We start from the raw sequence: 16656 nt of genomic DNA, 5'->3' as shown, positions 1-16656 counted from the left end.
AGCAGTGCCAGGACCAGTGAATGTTAGAGTTCGACAATGTGAGCAAGTCTTTCTGGACGGGATCTCAGCGCAAGGTCATCCTGGACCGGGCGTCGTTCCGTGTCGATCTCGGCGAATCTCTTGGAATTCTCGCGCCCAACGGCACCGGCAAGACCACGATGATCCGCATGATGGCAGGGCTTGAAAAGCCGGACGAAGGCGAAATCCGCCGCACATGCCGGGTATCCTTTCCGCTGGGGTTCATGGGTGGAGTGATTTCCAAACACTCGGCGATGGAAAACTCCCGCTTCATAGCCCGGCTCTATGGTCTGGATCCGGATTATGTCGAATCCTTCTGCCGCTGGCTCTGCGGGTTGGGGGAATACTTTGACCAGCCGCTTGGCACCTACTCCTCTGGGATGCGCTCGCGGTTCACTTTTTCGCTGATGTTGGCGCTGGATTTCGATATTTATCTGATCGACGAAGGCATGCCGAATTCGACGGATGTGGAGTTCAACCGCAAAGCGGGCGATATTCTGGCGGAACGGCTGCGCACCACGACGATCATCATCGTATCGCACCAGCCCGCGATTCTGGAAAAATTTGCCCGCAAGGCGGCCGTTCTGATGGATGGCAGGCTGCACATGTTTGAAACCTTGGAAGAAGCGAAACAGCTCTATGACTATGAAACCCAAGGCTAAGAAATTTCGCATCCGCCGCTCGACGGCGTCTGACGGCACCGGCAAGCCCGAGGCGGTGCAACCGCCAGCGCCGGTCGAGACCGCGTCGGCTGTCGCGGCCACTCCGCCTGCGGGTCCCGCGCCTGTGACGGGGGGGCCGGCGCAACCGGAACCCGAGGCCCGCACGCCGCTGGCGGGCGACGTTTCCTCTGCCAAACAGGTGGCTGGCGAGACGGACATGCAGGCGATCCGCCAGGAGGGGCTCACCGGGCGCCAGTTGCGCATGGCGCGACGTGTGGCGCAGAAACACGGGCTGGCGCCGACATCGGATTTTGATGCAGTGCGGCTTCTGCGCAGCCGTGGAATTGATCCGTTTCAGCGCTCCAACATGCTGGAACTCGTTGTCCCGCAGGACGAAAGCACCGCACCGGGCAGCGAACCGGGATTGCCCGCGCGCTCCGACGGGCGCGTGCAGTTGCCGCAGACCATTCAGACCGCCAAACAGACCCTGCCGTCGACCGAAGTCGGCAGCCCGGCCGAACGGCGGATGGCGGAAATTGGCCGGATCCAGCAGGATCTGGCCCGCCGCCGCCGCCGCAAGTCGCTGTTGCTGCTGACCCGGCTGGCATTTTTCGTGTTTCTGCCGACGATTCTGGCGGGGTATTATTTCTATGCCGTGGCGACGCCGATGTACGCCACCAAATCCGAATTCCTGATCCTCAAGGCCGAGAGTGGTGGCGGCGGCATGAGCAGCCTTTTTTCCGGCACCCAGTTCGCCACCAATCAGGACGCCATCGCCGTGCAGAGCTATCTGACCTCCAAGGACGCCATGCTGCGGCTGGACGAGGACGAAGGTTTCAAGGCGCACTTCACGCAGGACTGGATCGACCCGATTCAGCGGCTGGGCAAAGACCCCTCGAACGAAGAAGCCTACAAGCTGTACAAGCGCAACATCGAGATCGGGTATGATCCGACCGAAGGTGTGATCAAGATGGAGATCGCCGCCGCCGACCCCGAAACCGCTGCGGAATTTTCCCGCGCCCTGATCAGTTATGCCGAGGACCGGGTCGACAACCTGTCGCTGCGCAAGCGCTCGAATGCGGTGATTGATGCCGAGGCCGGACTGGCCGACGCGGAGGTCAACCGCATGGAGGCGCAGGAGCGGCTTGTACGGTTGCAGCAGGAAGGGTCAATCGTGGACCCCGAAGGCCGGATCGCGGCGCTGCGGGGACAGGTCAACAACATCGAAGTGCAATTGCAGGAAAAACAATTGCAGCTCGCGGCCTTGCTCGACAACGCGCGCCCCAACGCGTCGCGGGTCGAGGGCGCGCGGGGGGATGTGCGACGGCTCGAGACGCTGCTGGCAGAGCTCAACGCCGAAATGACCTCGGCCGCGACGGGTGAAAACTCGCTGGGTGAACTGGCGATTCAGATCCAGTTGTCGCAGGCCGACCTGGCAACGCGGGACATGATGCTGCAGACCGCACTGGAACGTCTGGAACAGGCGCGCCGGGATGCTGACAGCCAGGCGCGGTATCTGACGACATCGGTGGTTCCGGTGGCCTCCGAAGATGCGAGCTATCCGCGCAAATTCGAGAATACCATGCTGGCGTTCCTGATCTTTTCCGGCATTTACCTGATGATCTCTCTCACCGCTTCGATCCTGCGCGAACAGGTCTCGTCCTGAGCTGAACCAGAGTCGGCGCGGGCGCACAGGCCGTTTCACGCCCCGGCACATGCCAGCGACGCCTCTTTCCCGCGGCACCGCCGCTGCGGCCTCCGAAGTGCTTGCTTTTTAAGCAGATATCATGGCACGCTGGGGTGGGGGAATGCGTGATGTCGGTAGGGAGCTTGTTCGAACGCAAAAAGCTTGATGCCGCCGAGATCGGTGCCATCGCGCACCTCTACCGTGGCGAAGTATATCGCTCGACGATCTGGCGGACCCGGCTGGACACGACGACCAACTGGGCGGTCGTGACGCTTGGCATCGCCCTGTCGATTGCGTTTTCCTCGCCCCAGGCCTCGCCCTTGCCGCTGGTTCTGGTCGGCATCCTGATCATCTTTTTCCTGATGCTCGAAGCCAGGCGCTACCGCTATTTCAATGTGTGGCGCGCCCGCTGCCGGTGGATGGAGATCCATTTTTTCGCCCCAATGCTGCACGATGGCGATCTGCACATGGAAGACGGCTGGCAGCGCCAGCTGGCTGACGATTACTGGGCGCCGCGCTATCACGTCTCGATGGCGGTCGCGATTGGCCGCCGGATCCGTCGCAGCTATTTCTGGATCCTGCTGATCCAGACCACCGCCTATGTCGGCAAACTGATCGTGCATCCAACTCCGCTGACCACGCTGCCGCAACTGGCCGAGCGCGCGGCAATCGGACCGATACCCGGCATCTATGTTCTGGGGATCGGGACGTTCTACTGCGTGGCCTGGGGAACAATCGCGCTGTGGAGCCTGCGCGACGATGCCCGCCGCGCCCTGGCCCGCAAGGACCACACCAGCATGGGCTGAGACGGCGGAGAAGGCCGGGGTCTGAGGAGGCCGACGCGCTCCGCCGCGCATCGGTCCAGATTGCGCAGATCTTAAGACCAGACTATCGTCAGAGGGATGTCCATCCCGGTCGAAACCTTTTTCCTTAGCGCCCAGTCCCAGGGCACCTTGCAGGCGCGCATTCAGCAGATGGTCGCCGAAGGGATTTTGTCGGGCCGCTTCCGGTGTGGTGAAAAGCTGCCCTCGACCCGACGGCTGGCCGCCCATTTGGGGGTCAGCCGGATCACCGTGACACTGGCCTACACCGAACTCCTGGCCAACGACTACCTGGCCTCGCGGGGGCGTTCGGGCTATTTTGTGTCGGTCAATGCGCCCGAGCCACCACGGTTTCCCGCCCCGCCCCGTCGCGAGGAACGTGTCGACTGGTCGCGCGCCATCGCCACGCGGTTTACCGGCGGCGCCACCCCCGTCAAACCGCAGGACTGGGCGCGATACCGCTATCCGTTCATCTATGGGCAGACCGATCCGGCCCTGTTTGACCACGCCAACTGGCGTCTCTGCGCGATGCAGGCGCTGGGGGCACGGGATTTCAACGCGCTGACGCGGGATTACTATGACCAGGATGATCCCGATCTCGTCGCCTTCATCGCGCGCCACACCCTGCCGCGCCGCGGAATCGTCGCCGCACCGTCCGAGATCCTGATCACGCTGGGCGCGCAGAATGCGCTGTGGCTGACCACCCAGGTGCTGCTGGGCCAGCGTCGGCTGGCCGCGATCGAGAACCCCTGTTACCACGCGCTGCGCGATATCCTGACCCAGTCACGGTGCCGGCTGGCTCCAGTGGATGTCGACGCGCATGGTCTGCCGCCAGAGGCCTTGCCCGACGAAACCGATGTGATCTTTACCACCCCCAGCCACCAGTGTCCGACTTCGGCCACAATGCCGCTGCCGCGCCGCAATGCCCTGCTGGCGCGGGCGCGCGAACTGGACGCGCTGATTGTCGAGGACGATTACGAATTCGAGATGTCCTATCTCCAGCCACCGATGCCTGCCCTCAAGAGTCTGGATGAGGATGGCCGCGTGATTTATGTCGGCAGCTTTTCCAAGTCGCTGTTTCCCGGATTGCGGCTGGGCTATCTGGTCGGCAGCGCCGAATTCATTGCCGAAGCCCGGGCGCTGCGTGCGTCGGTCCTGCGTCACCCGCCGGGACATATCCAGCGGACCGCCGCCCACTTCCTGCGGCTGGGGCATTACGATGCCCTGATCCGGCGTTCCGCCCGGGCGCTGACAGAGCGGCGGCAGGTGATGGAGAGCGCCATCGCCCGGCACGGGCTCGAGATTGCCGGACGGGGGGCGCATGGCGGCTCCAGCTTCTGGATGCAGGCACCACCGCATGTCGACACCACGGTGCTGGCGGCAGAGCTTGACAGACGCGAAGTGCTGATCGAACCCGGCGCTCCCTTCTTCAACGGGGCAGAGGCGCCGAGGAATTATTTCCGGCTGGCGTACAGCTCGATTCCGGTCAGTCGCATTCCAGACGGCATTGCCCTGATCGCCCAGGCCCTGAGCGACACCGGGCGGAGCGCGCCGCGTCCCGAGGATGCAGCCTCGGCCCCCTAGAACGACGCCTCGACCCGAAATCCCTCGGGCACGGCATCGCGCCCTTCCAGCACCAGATCGGCCATCACCTCGGCCACTTTCGGCGCCATGCCGAAGCCAATCTTGAAACCGCCGTTGGCGACGAAATGCCCCGGCCGTCCCGGCCAGTGGCCCAGCATCGGTGCGCGGCTGCGGGCGCGGGGACGCACGCCGGCCCAGCGTTCGACAACCTCGGCGCCTGCCAGAACCGGCAATGCCGCGACAGCGCGGGCAAGCAAGGCGTCACACTGCGCGTCCACCGTGTCCGCTGCGTCAAACTCGCGTTCGCTGGTCGACCCGACGGCCACGGTGCCGTCCAGATGCGGGATCACATGCAGCCCGTCGACAAACAACTGAGGCTGACCCGCCGCCGCATGGCGCAACAGAACCGCCTGCCCCTTTACCCCGACACCCAAGGGGCGCGCCCGTCCCTGTGACAGGGCATCAAATCCGCGCCAGCCCGTTGCCCAGACCACGGCCCCCGCATCCGCACCGTCAGCCGCGACGGAAACGCCGCGCGCCATCAGGGCGGCAACCAGAGCCGACACCGCCCGGCGCGGATGCAGATGTGCCGACAGGGTGTCGTGGATCAGCAGGCCGGTCGGCGACATCGGAGCCCAGCCCCCGACCGCCGGGACCACCCGCCAGTCCGCCTGACCCAGCCAGAGCTGCTGCGCCCCGACCGCGCGGTCGTGGGCCAGCGCCAGCGTTCGTGCATCCGACACCGGCTGCAATCGACCCAGCCGCCCGTAACCCGCCGAAGTTCCGCCCGCCGTCTCGACCCGGGACCAGAACTCTTCGGCCATCAGCAGTGAATCGCGCTGGAACGCCTTCTTGTCATTCCAGTTTTCGGGGACATGCGGTGACAGCGCGCCGACGATGCCGCCGCTGGCCCCGGACCCGGCACCGAAGGGATCCACCAGCCGGACCCGGGCGCCGCGGGCAACACAGGCCCAGGCCACCGACAGGCCAAAGATCCCGGCCCCGCGAACGGTCACGTCGATGCTTGCCATTGTGCGCTGTCCTCTGCATATCCCGGGCAGACACCTAGAGTATTCCCAGATGCCCGACCAGAACCCGCTGAACTGGCGCGATGGCTGCGTGCCGGTCTCGACCCGCTTTGACGATCCATATTATTCGCTCGACAACGGGCTGGCGGAAACACGTCATGTGTTCCTGGCCGGGAACGCCCTGCCCGACCGGTTCCGGGACGGTTTCCACATCGCCGAGCTGGGGTTCGGCACCGGTCTCAACCTGCTGGCCGCGCTGCACCTGTGGCGCAGCAGCGGACAGACCGGCACCCTGCATTTCACCACTTTCGAAGCGTTTCCGCTGCCCGCGGCCGATATGATCCGGGCGCAGTCGGCGTTTCCCGAGGTTGTGCAGATCGCCGCCGAACTGGCGCCTTACTGGCGCGACGGGTCAACGGACGTCAGCCTGGCTGATCTGCGGTTCCGCCTGATCCCCGGCGATGCCCGCACCAGCTTGCCAGCATGGACCCAGAAGGCCGACGCCTGGTTTCTGGACGGGTTTTCCCCGGCGAAAAATCCCGAGCTCTGGGAACCGGATCTGCTGAAACAAGTGGCAGAACACACCTGTCCGGGCGGGACCGCCGCCACCTATTCCGCCGCGGGCCATGTCCGCCGCGCGCTGCAGGCCGCAGGGCTTGAGGTCACCCGGATCCCGGGATACGGACGCAAGCGTCACATGACCGCAGCGCGCAAAGGCGCCGCCGACCTTCTCCCACACGGAAAGCCCTGCCCGGATGACCAGTAACGACACGAAACGCGGCGTCCTGCTGATGGTCGCAACCACATTGGTGTTCGCCGTGCAGGACGCGATTTCGCGCCATCTGGCCGGACAGTACAATGTCTACATGGTGGTGATGATCCGCTACTGGTTCTTCGCGGCCTTCGTGCTGACGCTCGCGGCGCGCCAGGCAGGCGGGCTGCGCAATGCCGCACGCACCGATCAGCCCCTGGTCCAGGCCTTTCGCGGGGTCCTGCTGACCACCGAGATTCTGGTGATGATCACCGCCTTTGTCTACCTCGGGCTGGTCGAAAGCCATGCGGTGTTTGCCTGCTATCCCCTGCTGATTGCCGCGCTGTCGGGGCCGGTGCTGGGCGAGCATGTGGGCTGGCGGCGGTGGTCTGCCATCGGCATCGGATTTGTCGGGGTGATGATCATTCTGCAACCGGACGGCGGCGTGTTCTCGCCCTACGCCATCATTCCGCTGGTCGCCGCGCTGATGTTCGCACTCTATGGCCTGCTCACGCGCTACGTGGCACGCAAGGACACCGCCGCCACCAGCTTTTTCTGGACCGGGACGGTCGGGTCGGTTCTGGCCACCGCCATCGGCGTGTTTTACTGGCAGAGCATGAGCGGCCCGGACTGGGTCTGGATGTCCGTGCTGTGTCTGACCGGGGCGGGCGGGCATTTCCTGCTGATCAAGGCGTATGAGGCCGCCGAGGCCAGCGCAGTGCAGCCGTTTGCCTATCTCCAGCTGCCGTTCACCGCCGGGATCGGCATGCTGGTGTTTCAGGAAACGCTGCGACCGAACGTGGCGCTGGGTGCGGCCATCATTGTCGGCGCTGGCCTGTTCACTCTGGCGCGGGCACGCAAGAAAAAGCAGGTGCTCTAAAGGCGCGCACGTCCCGAGACGCCGCTGGCGATGTCGCAGGGACAGCAGCCCCTAACGCTTGCCGTAGTACAGCCCCACGACATGCTCGGCCTCTGCAAAGAACAGCCAGCGCGAGATGAGCACGCCGGCGATGTGGCACAGCACAGCCAGGGCAGCCGAGATGTGGTGGAACGGCAAAAGCAGCAGCGCGACCGGCAGTACCAGCATCAGGATCAGCGCCAGTCCCCGCAGTTTCAGCACGTGGCGGCGGGCGACGACATAGACCATTTCGCGCAGCAGATAATTGGTGCCGGTGTGGGGCGGCTCGAAGGCACGCACTTCGCCTCTTCCGCCCAGTCCGGTGGCTGTGCCCAAAGTTGTCCCCGAGGCGCGCAGGGCGCCGTCCCCCCGGTGCCACCACCAGATCTGGACGCCTCCTGCGATCAGCATCAGCACCATGGCCATGATCACCCGGCCTGACAGCAGCGCCCCCCCTGCCAGCGACAGGCTGAGAAACAGCACCGGGGTCCAGCGGCTGTACCAGCGCGGCACGCTCTTGAGCTGGGCGTAGATCATCGAGGTGGTGAAGACGGTCAGCAGCGACAACGCCGCACCCAGCCACCCCAGCGGCGCGATATTGAGCCCGGCAAAGATCAGACAGGCCCCATACCCCCCCATGGCGCCAAGCGCCGCAACCGCACAGCAGCCCTCGCGCGACAGCCAGCTGCTGCGCCATTGGCTGAAGGCCTTGAGCGCGCGCTCGGGGCGGCCCAGATGCAGTGTCGAAGCGGCAAGGCCACCGACGGCCAGCGCAAACCCGATGCAGAAAAACGCGAAGGCGACCCAGCCTTTCGGCGGCGTCGGGTCGACTCCAAGCCAGAACAGCAATCCGAAGCCAAGGCCGGAAAACGTGGTAAATGCGATGATCGACGGAGCCGGATGCATGTCAGAGTTTGTCCAGAGCCTTGTCCAGCCAGCCCAGGAACCCGCGCGGCTCCTCTGCCACCGGGGTCAGAAAGGGGGCAAGGACCGACGTGTCGGCCCAGGCGTCCCTCTGGCGCGGCGGCAGATACTTGTTCACCGGCCGGGTGCCCTGCTCGGGCATCAGATCCATCCCACCCCGCGCGACCACCAGCCGGGAAACGGCGCTGTCCGGATCGGCCAGATCACCGAAATGGCGGGCGTTGGCCGGGCAGGTCCGCACGCAGGCGGGTTCGCGGTCCACTTCGGGCAGGTTCTGATTGTAGATCCGGTCGACGCAGAGGGTGCATTTTTTCATCACACCTTCGGCGGCGTCGAGTTCGCGCGCGCCGTAAGGACAGGCCCAGGCGCAGAGGCCACAGCCGATACAGTCCGTTTCGTTGACCAGAACGATGCCGTCCTCGACCCGCTTGTAACTCGCGCCGGTGGGACAGACCGTGACGCAGGGGGCGTCTTCACAGTGCAGACAGGATTTTGGGACATGGACGAGCTGCGCAGGGCCGGTGTCCGGCAGAACTTCGTACGAATGAACGCGGTTCAGGAAAGTGCCGGATGGGTCGCCGCCGTAGGGATCCTGATCCGACAGCGGTGCGCCATAGTTTTCAGTGTTCCAGCCCTTGCAGGAAATGACGCAGGCGTGACAGCCGACACAGGTGTCGAGGTCGATCACAAGCCCGAGCTTTCGGGTCGAGGTGGCGGGCAACTCGGTCATTTTTCCCCGATTGTGCAGAGTTTGCGTTGCGTTTTGTCGACGTGGGGCCGACACCGTGCACATGGCGCCGCCGCGCAAAAGTCTTGAAAAGACTTTTGGCAAAACTTTTGCGAAAAGTTTTGGCGCGCCGTCATTGGCCGACTTTCCAGCGGAGGCCGCGGGCGGCCGGGGGCACGGGCGAGACCTGTGCTGCAAAGACCGGCTGGGATTCCTCCGGAGGGGCGGATTTCTCGATCCGAACCCGCAGGTCGAACCAGGCGGCCTGACCCGTGATCGGATCCGAGTTGGCCCAGCGCAGCCCATCGCCTTTCGGGGGCAGCAGTTCGTGAATCAGATGGTTCAACAGGAAACCTCTGGTCGCTTCGGGCGCATCCCTGTCAAGCGCCCAGGCGCCCTTGCGCTTGCCGATCGCATTCCAGGTCCAGACCGTGTTTTCATTGAGCGCAGCCATATGTGCGCAGGGCACGGTGATCGCGCCGTGACTCGAAATGACGCGCACCCAGTCGCCATCCCGCAGCCGGTGCTGTTTCATCAGGTTGGTGGGCAGGTACAACGGGTTGTGACCGTGCAGTTGCCGCAACCAGGCATTCTGCGACCCCCACGAATGATACATGGCCATGGGTCGCTGGGTCAGAGCATGGATGGGGTACTCGACCGGATCCTCGTGCCCGTCCGACAGTGGCGGATACCATATCGGCAGGGGATTGAAGGTGTGGGCGATGCGGCCACGCAGGTGCTCGGGCGGCTGCCGTGCCCCGTGCCCTTCGGCAGCGAGCTGAAATTTGCGCAGCGGTTCAACATAAATCTGAAACAGATAGGGTTGCGGGCTGTCGTAAAATCCCATGGACACCGCCCAGTCCTGATACGCGGAATTCCAGGGTTTGAAATAGCTTGCCTCTTGCGGAACATGCGCGACGAAAAACCCGCCGTTGCCGATGTAGCTGTCGATCTGGGCATCGTTCGGCTCGCCGCGTCCGTGTGTCAGACCGCTCGGCCCCATGCGAAAGCCGGTCAGCGGGCCGATTCCGGGCTTGCGCATGTGATTGGTGATGTAATCGGCGTAATCCGCATATTTTGCCGATCCGTCGTCCCTGACAAAGCCGGGCAGGCCGAGACGATGGCCCAGGTCGCAGAGCACCGACTGAAAGGCGCGCACCCCAACATGACCGGGGCGGTCCGGTTCCACCACCGGCCAGCGAATGGCATCAGCCGCGGCATCGGGCTCGGAGATCGGGCGATCGAGGAGCGAGATGCAGTCGTGCCGCTCAAGATAGGTGGTGTCGGGCAGGATGAGGTCGGCATAGGCCACCATTTCCGAGGAATACGCGTCGGAATAGATGATGTTGGGAATCCTGTAGCTCCCGTCCGCGTCGGTATCGGTGAGCATCTCGATCACGCCGCGCGTGTTCATCGAGGAATTCCAGGCCATGTTCGCCATGTAAAGAAACAGCGTGTCGATCCGGTACGGGTCGCCCGCGTGCGCGTTGGAGATGACCATGTGCATCAGGCCATGCGCGGACATCGGGTTATCCCAGGTAAACGCCTTGTCGATGCGCGCCGGGCTGCCGTCTTCAAGCAGGGCCAGATCCTCGGGTCCGCGCACGAAGCCAAGGTGCGGACCGTCCAGCGGGCAATTCGGCTTCGCATGGCAATGCGGCGTCGGGTGCGCCTCGGGGGGTTTGGGATAAGGCGGTTTGAAGCGGAACCCGCCGGGGGTTTCGACGCTGCCCAGCAGGATCTGGAGAACGTGCAGGGCCCGGGCGGTCTGGAATCCGTTGGAGTGGGCCGATACCCCGCGCATGGCGTGAAAGCTGACCGGGCGGCCCACCATCTGTTGGTGCCGCTCGCCGCGAAAGTCAGTCCAGGGGCGGTCCAGGATCACCGGCTCGCCGAACGCCGTCTGGGCCAGCTCGGCGGCGATGCGGCGAATGCGGGCGGCGGGAATGCCGCAACGGGTTTCCACTGCTTCGGGGCTGTATTTGTTGTCGAGATAGCGTTCGGCTAGCAGGTGCATCACCGGACGGTGGGTGATGCCTGCATGGCGGTGTTTGGCCGCAAGGTCGGGGCGCACACCTTTCTGGTCGAACGGCGCCAGTTTGCCGGTCGTGCGGTCGATGACCTGCGGCTTGCCCGCCGCGTCCCGTAGGAACAGGCCATAATCCGGCGATTTGGCGTCGCCGTTCAGCAGCACCGGAGCATTGGTGTACCGCGACAGGTAGTCCAGGTCGATCTGGCCGGCCTTCAGCAACTCGTGAATCAGCGACAGGATGAAAAGCCCGTCGGTGCCTGGCGTGATGCCGACCCATTCATCGGCAATGGCGTTATAGCCGGTGCGGATCGGGTTCACGCCGATGATCTTGGCGCCCCGTGCCTTGAGTCGGCCCAGGCCCATCTTGATCGGGTTGGAATCGTGATCCTCGGCCACGCCGAACAACATGAACAGCTTGGTATATTCCCAGTCGGCCTGACCGAATTCCCAGAACGCGCCGCCCATGGTGTAGATTCCGGCGGTTGCCATGTTGACCGAGCAGAACCCGCCGTGTGCGGCATAATTGGGGGTGCCAAAGTTCTGCGCCCAGAAGCTGGTAAAGCTTTGTGACTGGTCGCGCCCGGTAAAGAAGGCCAGCTTTTCCGGCGCGGATTCGCGCAGCGGTTTCAGCCAGCTCACCGCGGTTTCCAGCGCTTCGTCCCAGGTGATCTCTTCGAATTCGCCGGATCCGCGCGGGCCGGTCCGCCGCAGCGGCGCGCGCAGCCGCGAGGGCGCGTTGTGCTGCATGATGCCGGCAGAGCCCTTGGCGCAGAGCACGCCCTTGTTCACCGGGTGATCGCGGTTGCCTTCGATGTAGGCGACATGTTTCTTGCCATCGACCCCCTGCTTGAGGTGCACATCAATGCCGCAGCGGCAGGCGCACATGTAACACGTGGTCTTGCGGACCTCGTCCGAGACCTTGGGTGATGTGTCGATGCGGGGCTGCTTCAGGGCCATGCCTTACCTTCGTGATGCCTGTTCCGGGACGCTAGGGGATCGCGATCGACGGGACCAGAATTTTCTACTGAACCAGCCTCATGGCGTACACCTGTTCCGGATTTCGGGATGCGGGAGGACATGTGTTCGCTCATCCGGCATTCAGCAATGTCAGGGTATCGGCGGCGATCTGGCGTTCTTCGGCGGCGGGGACGCACCAGGCGCTGACGGCAGACTCCGGCTGATGCAGTGCCGGGCCGGTGGCGCCATCCGCAGGGCGGACCCCGGTCCAGTGCAGACCCTCGAGGATCCGCTGGCGCAGGGCGGCGGCATGTTCACCGATTCCCCCGGTGAAGGCGATGGCGTCTACGCCTTCCATCGCCGCGATCATCGAACCGGCGTGGCGCAGGATCCAGTAGACAAAGTGCTCGACCGCGAACCGCGCCTCGGGTGACGGGTCCGCCAGCAGCGCCCGCATGTCCGCCGTGCCGCCCGACAACCCACGCAATCCGCTGTCAAAGTTCAGCAGGCGGCGGGTGGCTTCGATACCGTCGCGCGCAGCCAGATCCAGAACCGCGTTGGCGTCAAGCGTGCCGACCCGCGTGCCCATGGTCAGCCCCTCGAGCGGCGAATACCCCATTGTGGTGGCCACCGACCGACCGCCGCGTATGGCACAGAGGCTGGCGCCGTTGCCCAGGTGACAGGCCAGCAGCCGACGCGGCAAAGGCGCCCCGCTGAGGGCCGGCAATGCCTCGCACAGCGCCGCATAGCTGAGCCCGTGAAATCCGTACCGGCGCAGGCCCTGTGCCGCAAAGGCGGCGGGCAGCGCATAGCGCTGTGCCACCTCGGGATTGGTGGCATGGAACGCCGTGTCGAAACTGGCGCATTGCACCAGTGCCGGTGCGCGGAGCGACAGTGCCTCGATGCCGGCCAGATGGTGCGGATTGTGCAGCGGCGCCAGCGGGATGTAGGCGCGGATCTGCGCCATCACCGTTGCAGTGACGACCGCCGGCGCGGTCAACGCTGCACCGCCATGCACCACCCGGTGCCCGGCAGCGGCAAAATCGGACAGCGCATAGCCCTGACCGGCCAGTGCCTCGAGCAGCGCGCCCAGGGCGGCGGCATGGTCCGGCAGGTCGCGCACGGCCCGCGTCGACCCACAGCGCAGATTGCCCTGTCCCGGTGCCCCGATGCCGTCGGCCATGGCGCCAAGCCGTTCGGTCAGCGTGCCATCGAACACGGCCGCCTTGATCGACGACGACCCGGCGTTGAGCACAAGGACGGCCCTGCGGCTCACCGGTTCATACGGTCTGCGGGCGCATGTCCGACGCCGAGATACCGGCCACCGAGACCGGCTTCTTCATCGCGTCGCGGCGGAACGGCTCGCCCAGCTCCTGATTGATCAGCGCCTCGATGAGCGTGGTCTTGCCGTGCTGCATCTGATCGGTGATCGCGGTGGCGAGCGCCTGTTTCAGCCCCTCCATGGTCTTGGCCTGCACCCCCTTCAGCCCACAGGCTTGGGCGATTCCGGCATAGCTCACCCCGTCGTCCAGTTCGGTGCCGACAAAGTTGTCATCGTACCACAGGGTCGAGTTGCGCTTTTCCGCACCCCACTGGTAGTTGCGGAACACCACCATGGTGATCGCGGGCCATTCCGACCGGCCAATGGCGGTGAGTTCCGTCACCGCGATGCCGAAGGCGCCGTCGCCGGCAAAGCCGACCACCGGCACGTCCGGGCAGCCGATCTTGGCGCCGACGATGGCGGGCAGGCCATAGCCGCAGGGGCCGAACAGACCCGGCGCAAGGTATTTGCGGCCCTCGTCAAAGCTGGGGTAGGCATTGCCGATGGCGCAGTTGTTGCCGATGTCCGAACTGATGATCGCCTCGCGCGGGAGCGCCGATTGAATGGCGCGCCAGGCCATGCGGGGGCTCATCCAGTCGGGCTTGTCGTCGCGGGCCCGCTGGTTCCAGGTGGTGCCGGGATCGTCGTCCTCGTGATCCATGCTCGAAAGCTGCTGCGCCCATTGCGACCTGGTCTTGCCGATCAGGTCGAGACGGTCGCGTTTCGCGTCATCCGCCGGATCCTCGATCCGCGAGAGCAGCGCCTCGGCCACCTTCTTCGCATCGCCGACGATGCCGACGCTGACCTTCTTGGTGAGGCCGATGCGGTCGGGGTTCAGATCGACCTGAATGATCGCGGCATCCTTGGGCCAGTAGTCGATGCCATAGCCCGGCAGGGTCGAAAACGGGTTGAGCCGGGTGCCGAGACAGAGCACGACGTCGGCCTTGGCGATGAGCTCCATGCCCGCCTTGGACCCGTTATAGCCCAGCGGACCGGCAAATTGCGGATGGCCGCCGGGGAAGGCGTCGTTGTGCTGATAGCCGACACAGACCGGCGCGGCGAGCTTTTCCGCCAGCTTGATGGTTGCGGGGATCGCACCGGCCAGCACCACGCCCGCGCCGTTGAGGATCACCGGGAACCTGGCCTTGGAGAGCAGGTCGGCCGCCCTGGCGATGGCGGCATCGCCACCGGACGGGCGCTCGAATTCCACCACTTCGGGGATCTCGATGTCGATCACCTGGGTCCAGTAGTCGCGCGGCATGTTGATCTGCGCCGGGGCCGAAGCCCGTTTCGCCTGAAGGATCACCCGGTTCAGCACCTCGGCGACACGGGACGGGTCGCGCACCTCTTCCTGATAGGCCACCATGTCCTCGAACAGCTTCATCTGCTCGACCTCCTGAAACCCGCCCATGCCGATGGTCTTGTTCGCGGCCTGCGGCGTCACCAGCAGCAGCGGCGTGTGGTTCCAGTAGGCGGTTTTCACGGCAGTGACGAAGTTGGTGATGCCGGGGCCGTTCTGGGCGATCATCATCGACATCTTGCCCGAGGCGCGGGTGTAGCCGTCGGCCATCATCCCGCCGGACCCTTCGTGGGCGCAGTCCCAGAACTGGATGCCGGCCCGCGGGAACAGGTCCGAAATCGGCATGAAGGCCGATCCGATGATGCCAAAGGCATGTTCGATGCCGTGGCGCTGGAGCGTTTTGACGAAGGCTTCTTCGGTGGTCATTTTCATGCTCGGTGTCCCCATAAGCGGCGGGCGGCGCGAAATGGCGGCGCATTGGATCGCAGGGTAGTCGGGCAGCAGGGCGGCGGATAGGGCCAGTGTCGATGCCAGCTTAAGACCAGTTCAGGCGGCGTCCGCAGACGGCAGGCCACGGGCGGCGCGCGCCTCGTGAATCAGGGTGGCGGTGCGCTTGCCCCAGGCATCCCAGTTCAGCGAGGTCTCGAACTCCTGGCGGGTGCTTTGACTGATGGCCCAGTAGGCATCGGGGTTGTCGAGGTAGAATTCGATGCGGCGGGCAAAATCTTCCACCGTGGCAGTTACCGGCAGGGCATGGCCATTGATGCCGTCCCGGATCGGCACGCCGCCCACCCGCAGGCACAGCGACGGAACGCCATAGGCCGAGGCCTCGCAAAAGGCGAACCCGTAGGATTCATACGACGGCATCACCATGAAATGGGCGCGGTCGAGGGTTTTTTCGAACAGGGCGAGCTGGTCCGGAACCCCCTTGTCGAGCTGTCGGTGCACAGTGACGAATTCGTTCAGATGAAAATCGGGCGGCTGGCAGCCGATCACAGTCAGCCGGGCATCAATGTTGCGGGCGCGCAGCGCCTTCATCGTCTCGAACGCGACCGGCCCGCCCTTGGCCCACCAGTTGCGGCCGATCAGGATCAGCCGCAGCGGTGCGTTGCGCGCAATGGGCGTCGGCGTGATTCGTGGCGCGGGGGTGGCAAGGTTGGCGCCCCAGGGCACATGTTTGGACGTCGTGTCGCCCAGCCCGTACAGCTTGTCCGCCGCGGATTTCAGCCAGGTCGAGGGCCAGAGCTGCAGGTCGGTGTTGCGCAACACGTGTTTTTCCGCGCCCTGAATCATCGGGTCCAGAAGGCGCGACGCGCGGATCGCGGATTTGTGGAACGAACCGATTTCGGAATTGCGGTACGTGGTCTGGGTGGCATCCGAGGTAAAGACCTTGAGGATCGGATAAGGCGGTTCGACCCGGAACATCGACTGGATCGAGTAGGCACAGAACAGCACGTCATAGCGCCCCTGCGCCAGTTCGCGCTGCACCCCGCGCGAAATCAGCCGGGCCAGCGCCAGATGCGTGCGCCAGCGGGCCCGGATGTTGATCGCTTCGGGCAGGGCATGCATCAGACGGCGGACCGGTTCGGCACTGTGCCAGCTGTTCGACAATATCGAGACATCGCCGACATGTTTCTGCAGCGCATCGTACAACCGCGCGTTGCCGCCTGAATAGAGGTTGCGGTTCAGCGGAGTGATGTCACACAGATAGGCGATGCGCAGGCGGTCGGCTTTTGTCATGGGCACCCTTCAACTGGCAACACATCGCTGGGCCGGACGTGTGGCATCACAATCGGGCAGAAGCGTGGCACGGACAGACCGGTCCGGTCCGAACGCGGCTATAATGTCATCATATAATGCCCCTGAACGCATGTTTCCAAGAAACCCGGGACATATGCGGCAATGCCGGATAGGGTGGACACAGCGATCCGGGGTCTTGGGGGGCC

Annotated in this window: 13 protein-coding genes; 6 read left to right on the top strand and 7 right to left on the bottom strand. The window is 64.7% G+C overall.

Translation table 11 applies throughout. The features are described from left to right. Positions 1–20 precede the first annotated feature (20 nt). The 4 genes from FOY53_RS09845 to pdxR all read left to right on the top strand — a co-directional run bounded on the left by FOY53_RS09845 (position 21) and on the right by pdxR (position 4772). Entirely contained in the window at positions 21–680 is a 660-nt protein-coding gene (locus FOY53_RS09845; RefSeq protein ID WP_146588277.1) for an ABC transporter ATP-binding protein, read from the top strand. Continuing rightward, positions 658–2346 carry a KpsE/RkpR family capsule polysaccharide export protein gene (locus FOY53_RS09840; protein WP_146588275.1) on the top strand — a complete coding sequence of 563 codons (1689 nt, stop codon included), beginning with the start codon at positions 658–660 and terminating at the stop codon, positions 2344–2346. Before FOY53_RS09845 ends, FOY53_RS09840 begins: the two co-directional genes overlap by 23 nt. A 149-nt stretch (positions 2347–2495) precedes the next feature. Next, positions 2496–3173 (top strand): DUF2270 domain-containing protein, encoded by a 678-nt coding sequence (locus FOY53_RS09835; protein WP_146588273.1) that lies wholly within the window; start codon positions 2496–2498, stop codon positions 3171–3173. Positions 3174–3269: 96 nt separating this feature from the next. Next, positions 3270–4772 (top strand): MocR-like pyridoxine biosynthesis transcription factor PdxR, encoded by a 1503-nt coding sequence (gene pdxR, locus FOY53_RS09830; protein ID WP_146588271.1) that lies wholly within the window; start codon positions 3270–3272, stop codon positions 4770–4772. On the opposite strand, the gene FOY53_RS09825 is transcribed toward pdxR, so the two are convergent. Continuing rightward, entirely contained in the window at positions 4769–5803 is a 1035-nt protein-coding gene (locus tag FOY53_RS09825; RefSeq protein ID WP_146588269.1) for an NAD(P)/FAD-dependent oxidoreductase, read from the bottom strand. The genes pdxR and FOY53_RS09825 overlap by 4 nt on opposite strands. Positions 5804–5852: 49 nt before the next feature. Here FOY53_RS09825 and mnmC2 point away from each other — a divergent pair, with 49 nt between their 5' ends. Then, a complete protein-coding gene (gene mnmC2, locus FOY53_RS09820) occupies positions 5853–6566 on the top strand; it encodes a tRNA (5-methylaminomethyl-2-thiouridine)(34)-methyltransferase MnmC2 (RefSeq protein WP_146588267.1) in 714 nt (237 codons plus the stop codon). Continuing rightward, the gene (locus FOY53_RS09815) at positions 6556–7431 is read left to right on the top strand and encodes a DMT family transporter (RefSeq protein ID WP_146588265.1); all 876 of its coding nucleotides are present in this window, start codon (positions 6556–6558) and stop codon (positions 7429–7431) included. The genes mnmC2 and FOY53_RS09815 overlap by 11 nt, the downstream gene beginning before the upstream one ends. 51 nt (positions 7432–7482) lie before the next feature. On the opposite strand, the gene FOY53_RS09810 is transcribed toward FOY53_RS09815, so the two are convergent. From FOY53_RS09810 to FOY53_RS09785, 6 genes are all read right to left on the bottom strand, one after another. After that, entirely contained in the window at positions 7483–8355 is an 873-nt protein-coding gene (locus tag FOY53_RS09810; RefSeq protein WP_146588263.1) for a dimethyl sulfoxide reductase anchor subunit family protein, read from the bottom strand. Between the two features lies 1 nt (position 8356). Further along, on the bottom strand, positions 8357–9103 hold the full coding sequence (locus tag FOY53_RS09805; RefSeq protein ID WP_146588262.1) for a 4Fe-4S dicluster domain-containing protein: 747 nt from the start codon (positions 9101–9103) through the stop codon (positions 8357–8359). A gap of 130 nt (positions 9104–9233) precedes the next feature. Beyond that, positions 9234–12089 carry a molybdopterin oxidoreductase family protein gene (locus FOY53_RS09800; protein ID WP_146588260.1) on the bottom strand — a complete coding sequence of 952 codons (2856 nt, stop codon included), beginning with the start codon at positions 12087–12089 and terminating at the stop codon, positions 9234–9236. A 130-nt stretch (positions 12090–12219) separates the two neighbouring features. Further along, positions 12220–13365 (bottom strand): acetate/propionate family kinase, encoded by a 1146-nt coding sequence (locus FOY53_RS09795; protein WP_146588258.1) that lies wholly within the window; start codon positions 13363–13365, stop codon positions 12220–12222. 4 nt (positions 13366–13369) lie between these two features. Then, on the bottom strand, positions 13370–15142 hold the full coding sequence (gene xsc, locus FOY53_RS09790; protein ID WP_146588256.1) for a sulfoacetaldehyde acetyltransferase: 1773 nt from the start codon (positions 15140–15142) through the stop codon (positions 13370–13372). Positions 15143–15256: 114 nt separating this feature from the next. Continuing rightward, on the bottom strand, positions 15257–16450 hold the full coding sequence (locus FOY53_RS09785; RefSeq protein ID WP_146588254.1) for a glycosyltransferase family 4 protein: 1194 nt from the start codon (positions 16448–16450) through the stop codon (positions 15257–15259). Positions 16451–16656 lie beyond the last annotated feature (206 nt).

This window comes from Puniceibacterium confluentis, from assembly GCF_007923445.1.
GTDB classification, from domain to species: Bacteria; Pseudomonadota; Alphaproteobacteria; order Rhodobacterales; family Rhodobacteraceae; genus Puniceibacterium; species Puniceibacterium confluentis.
The sequence above is the reverse complement of the archived record's forward strand: the minus strand, read 5'-3'. Positions and strand labels throughout refer to the sequence as shown.

Coding starts and splice junctions, on each gene's coding strand:
- FOY53_RS09845 (WP_146588277.1), top strand. CDS start 21: ATGTTAGAGTTCGACAATGTGAGCAAGTCTTTCTGGACGGGATCTCAG.
- FOY53_RS09840 (WP_146588275.1), top strand. CDS start 658: ATGACTATGAAACCCAAGGCTAAGAAATTTCGCATCCGCCGCTCGACG.
- FOY53_RS09835 (WP_146588273.1), top strand. CDS start 2,496: ATGTCGGTAGGGAGCTTGTTCGAACGCAAAAAGCTTGATGCCGCCGAG.
- pdxR (WP_146588271.1), top strand. CDS start 3,270: ATGTCCATCCCGGTCGAAACCTTTTTCCTTAGCGCCCAGTCCCAGGGC.
- FOY53_RS09825 (WP_146588269.1), bottom strand. CDS start 5,803: ATGGCAAGCATCGACGTGACCGTTCGCGGGGCCGGGATCTTTGGCCTG.
- mnmC2 (WP_146588267.1), top strand. CDS start 5,853: ATGCCCGACCAGAACCCGCTGAACTGGCGCGATGGCTGCGTGCCGGTC.
- FOY53_RS09815 (WP_146588265.1), top strand. CDS start 6,556: ATGACCAGTAACGACACGAAACGCGGCGTCCTGCTGATGGTCGCAACC.
- FOY53_RS09810 (WP_146588263.1), bottom strand. CDS start 8,355: ATGCATCCGGCTCCGTCGATCATCGCATTTACCACGTTTTCCGGCCTT.
- FOY53_RS09805 (WP_146588262.1), bottom strand. CDS start 9,103: ATGACCGAGTTGCCCGCCACCTCGACCCGAAAGCTCGGGCTTGTGATC.
- FOY53_RS09800 (WP_146588260.1), bottom strand. CDS start 12,089: ATGGCCCTGAAGCAGCCCCGCATCGACACATCACCCAAGGTCTCGGAC.
- xsc (WP_146588256.1), bottom strand. CDS start 15,142: ATGAAAATGACCACCGAAGAAGCCTTCGTCAAAACGCTCCAGCGCCAC.
- FOY53_RS09785 (WP_146588254.1), bottom strand. CDS start 16,450: ATGACAAAAGCCGACCGCCTGCGCATCGCCTATCTGTGTGACATCACT.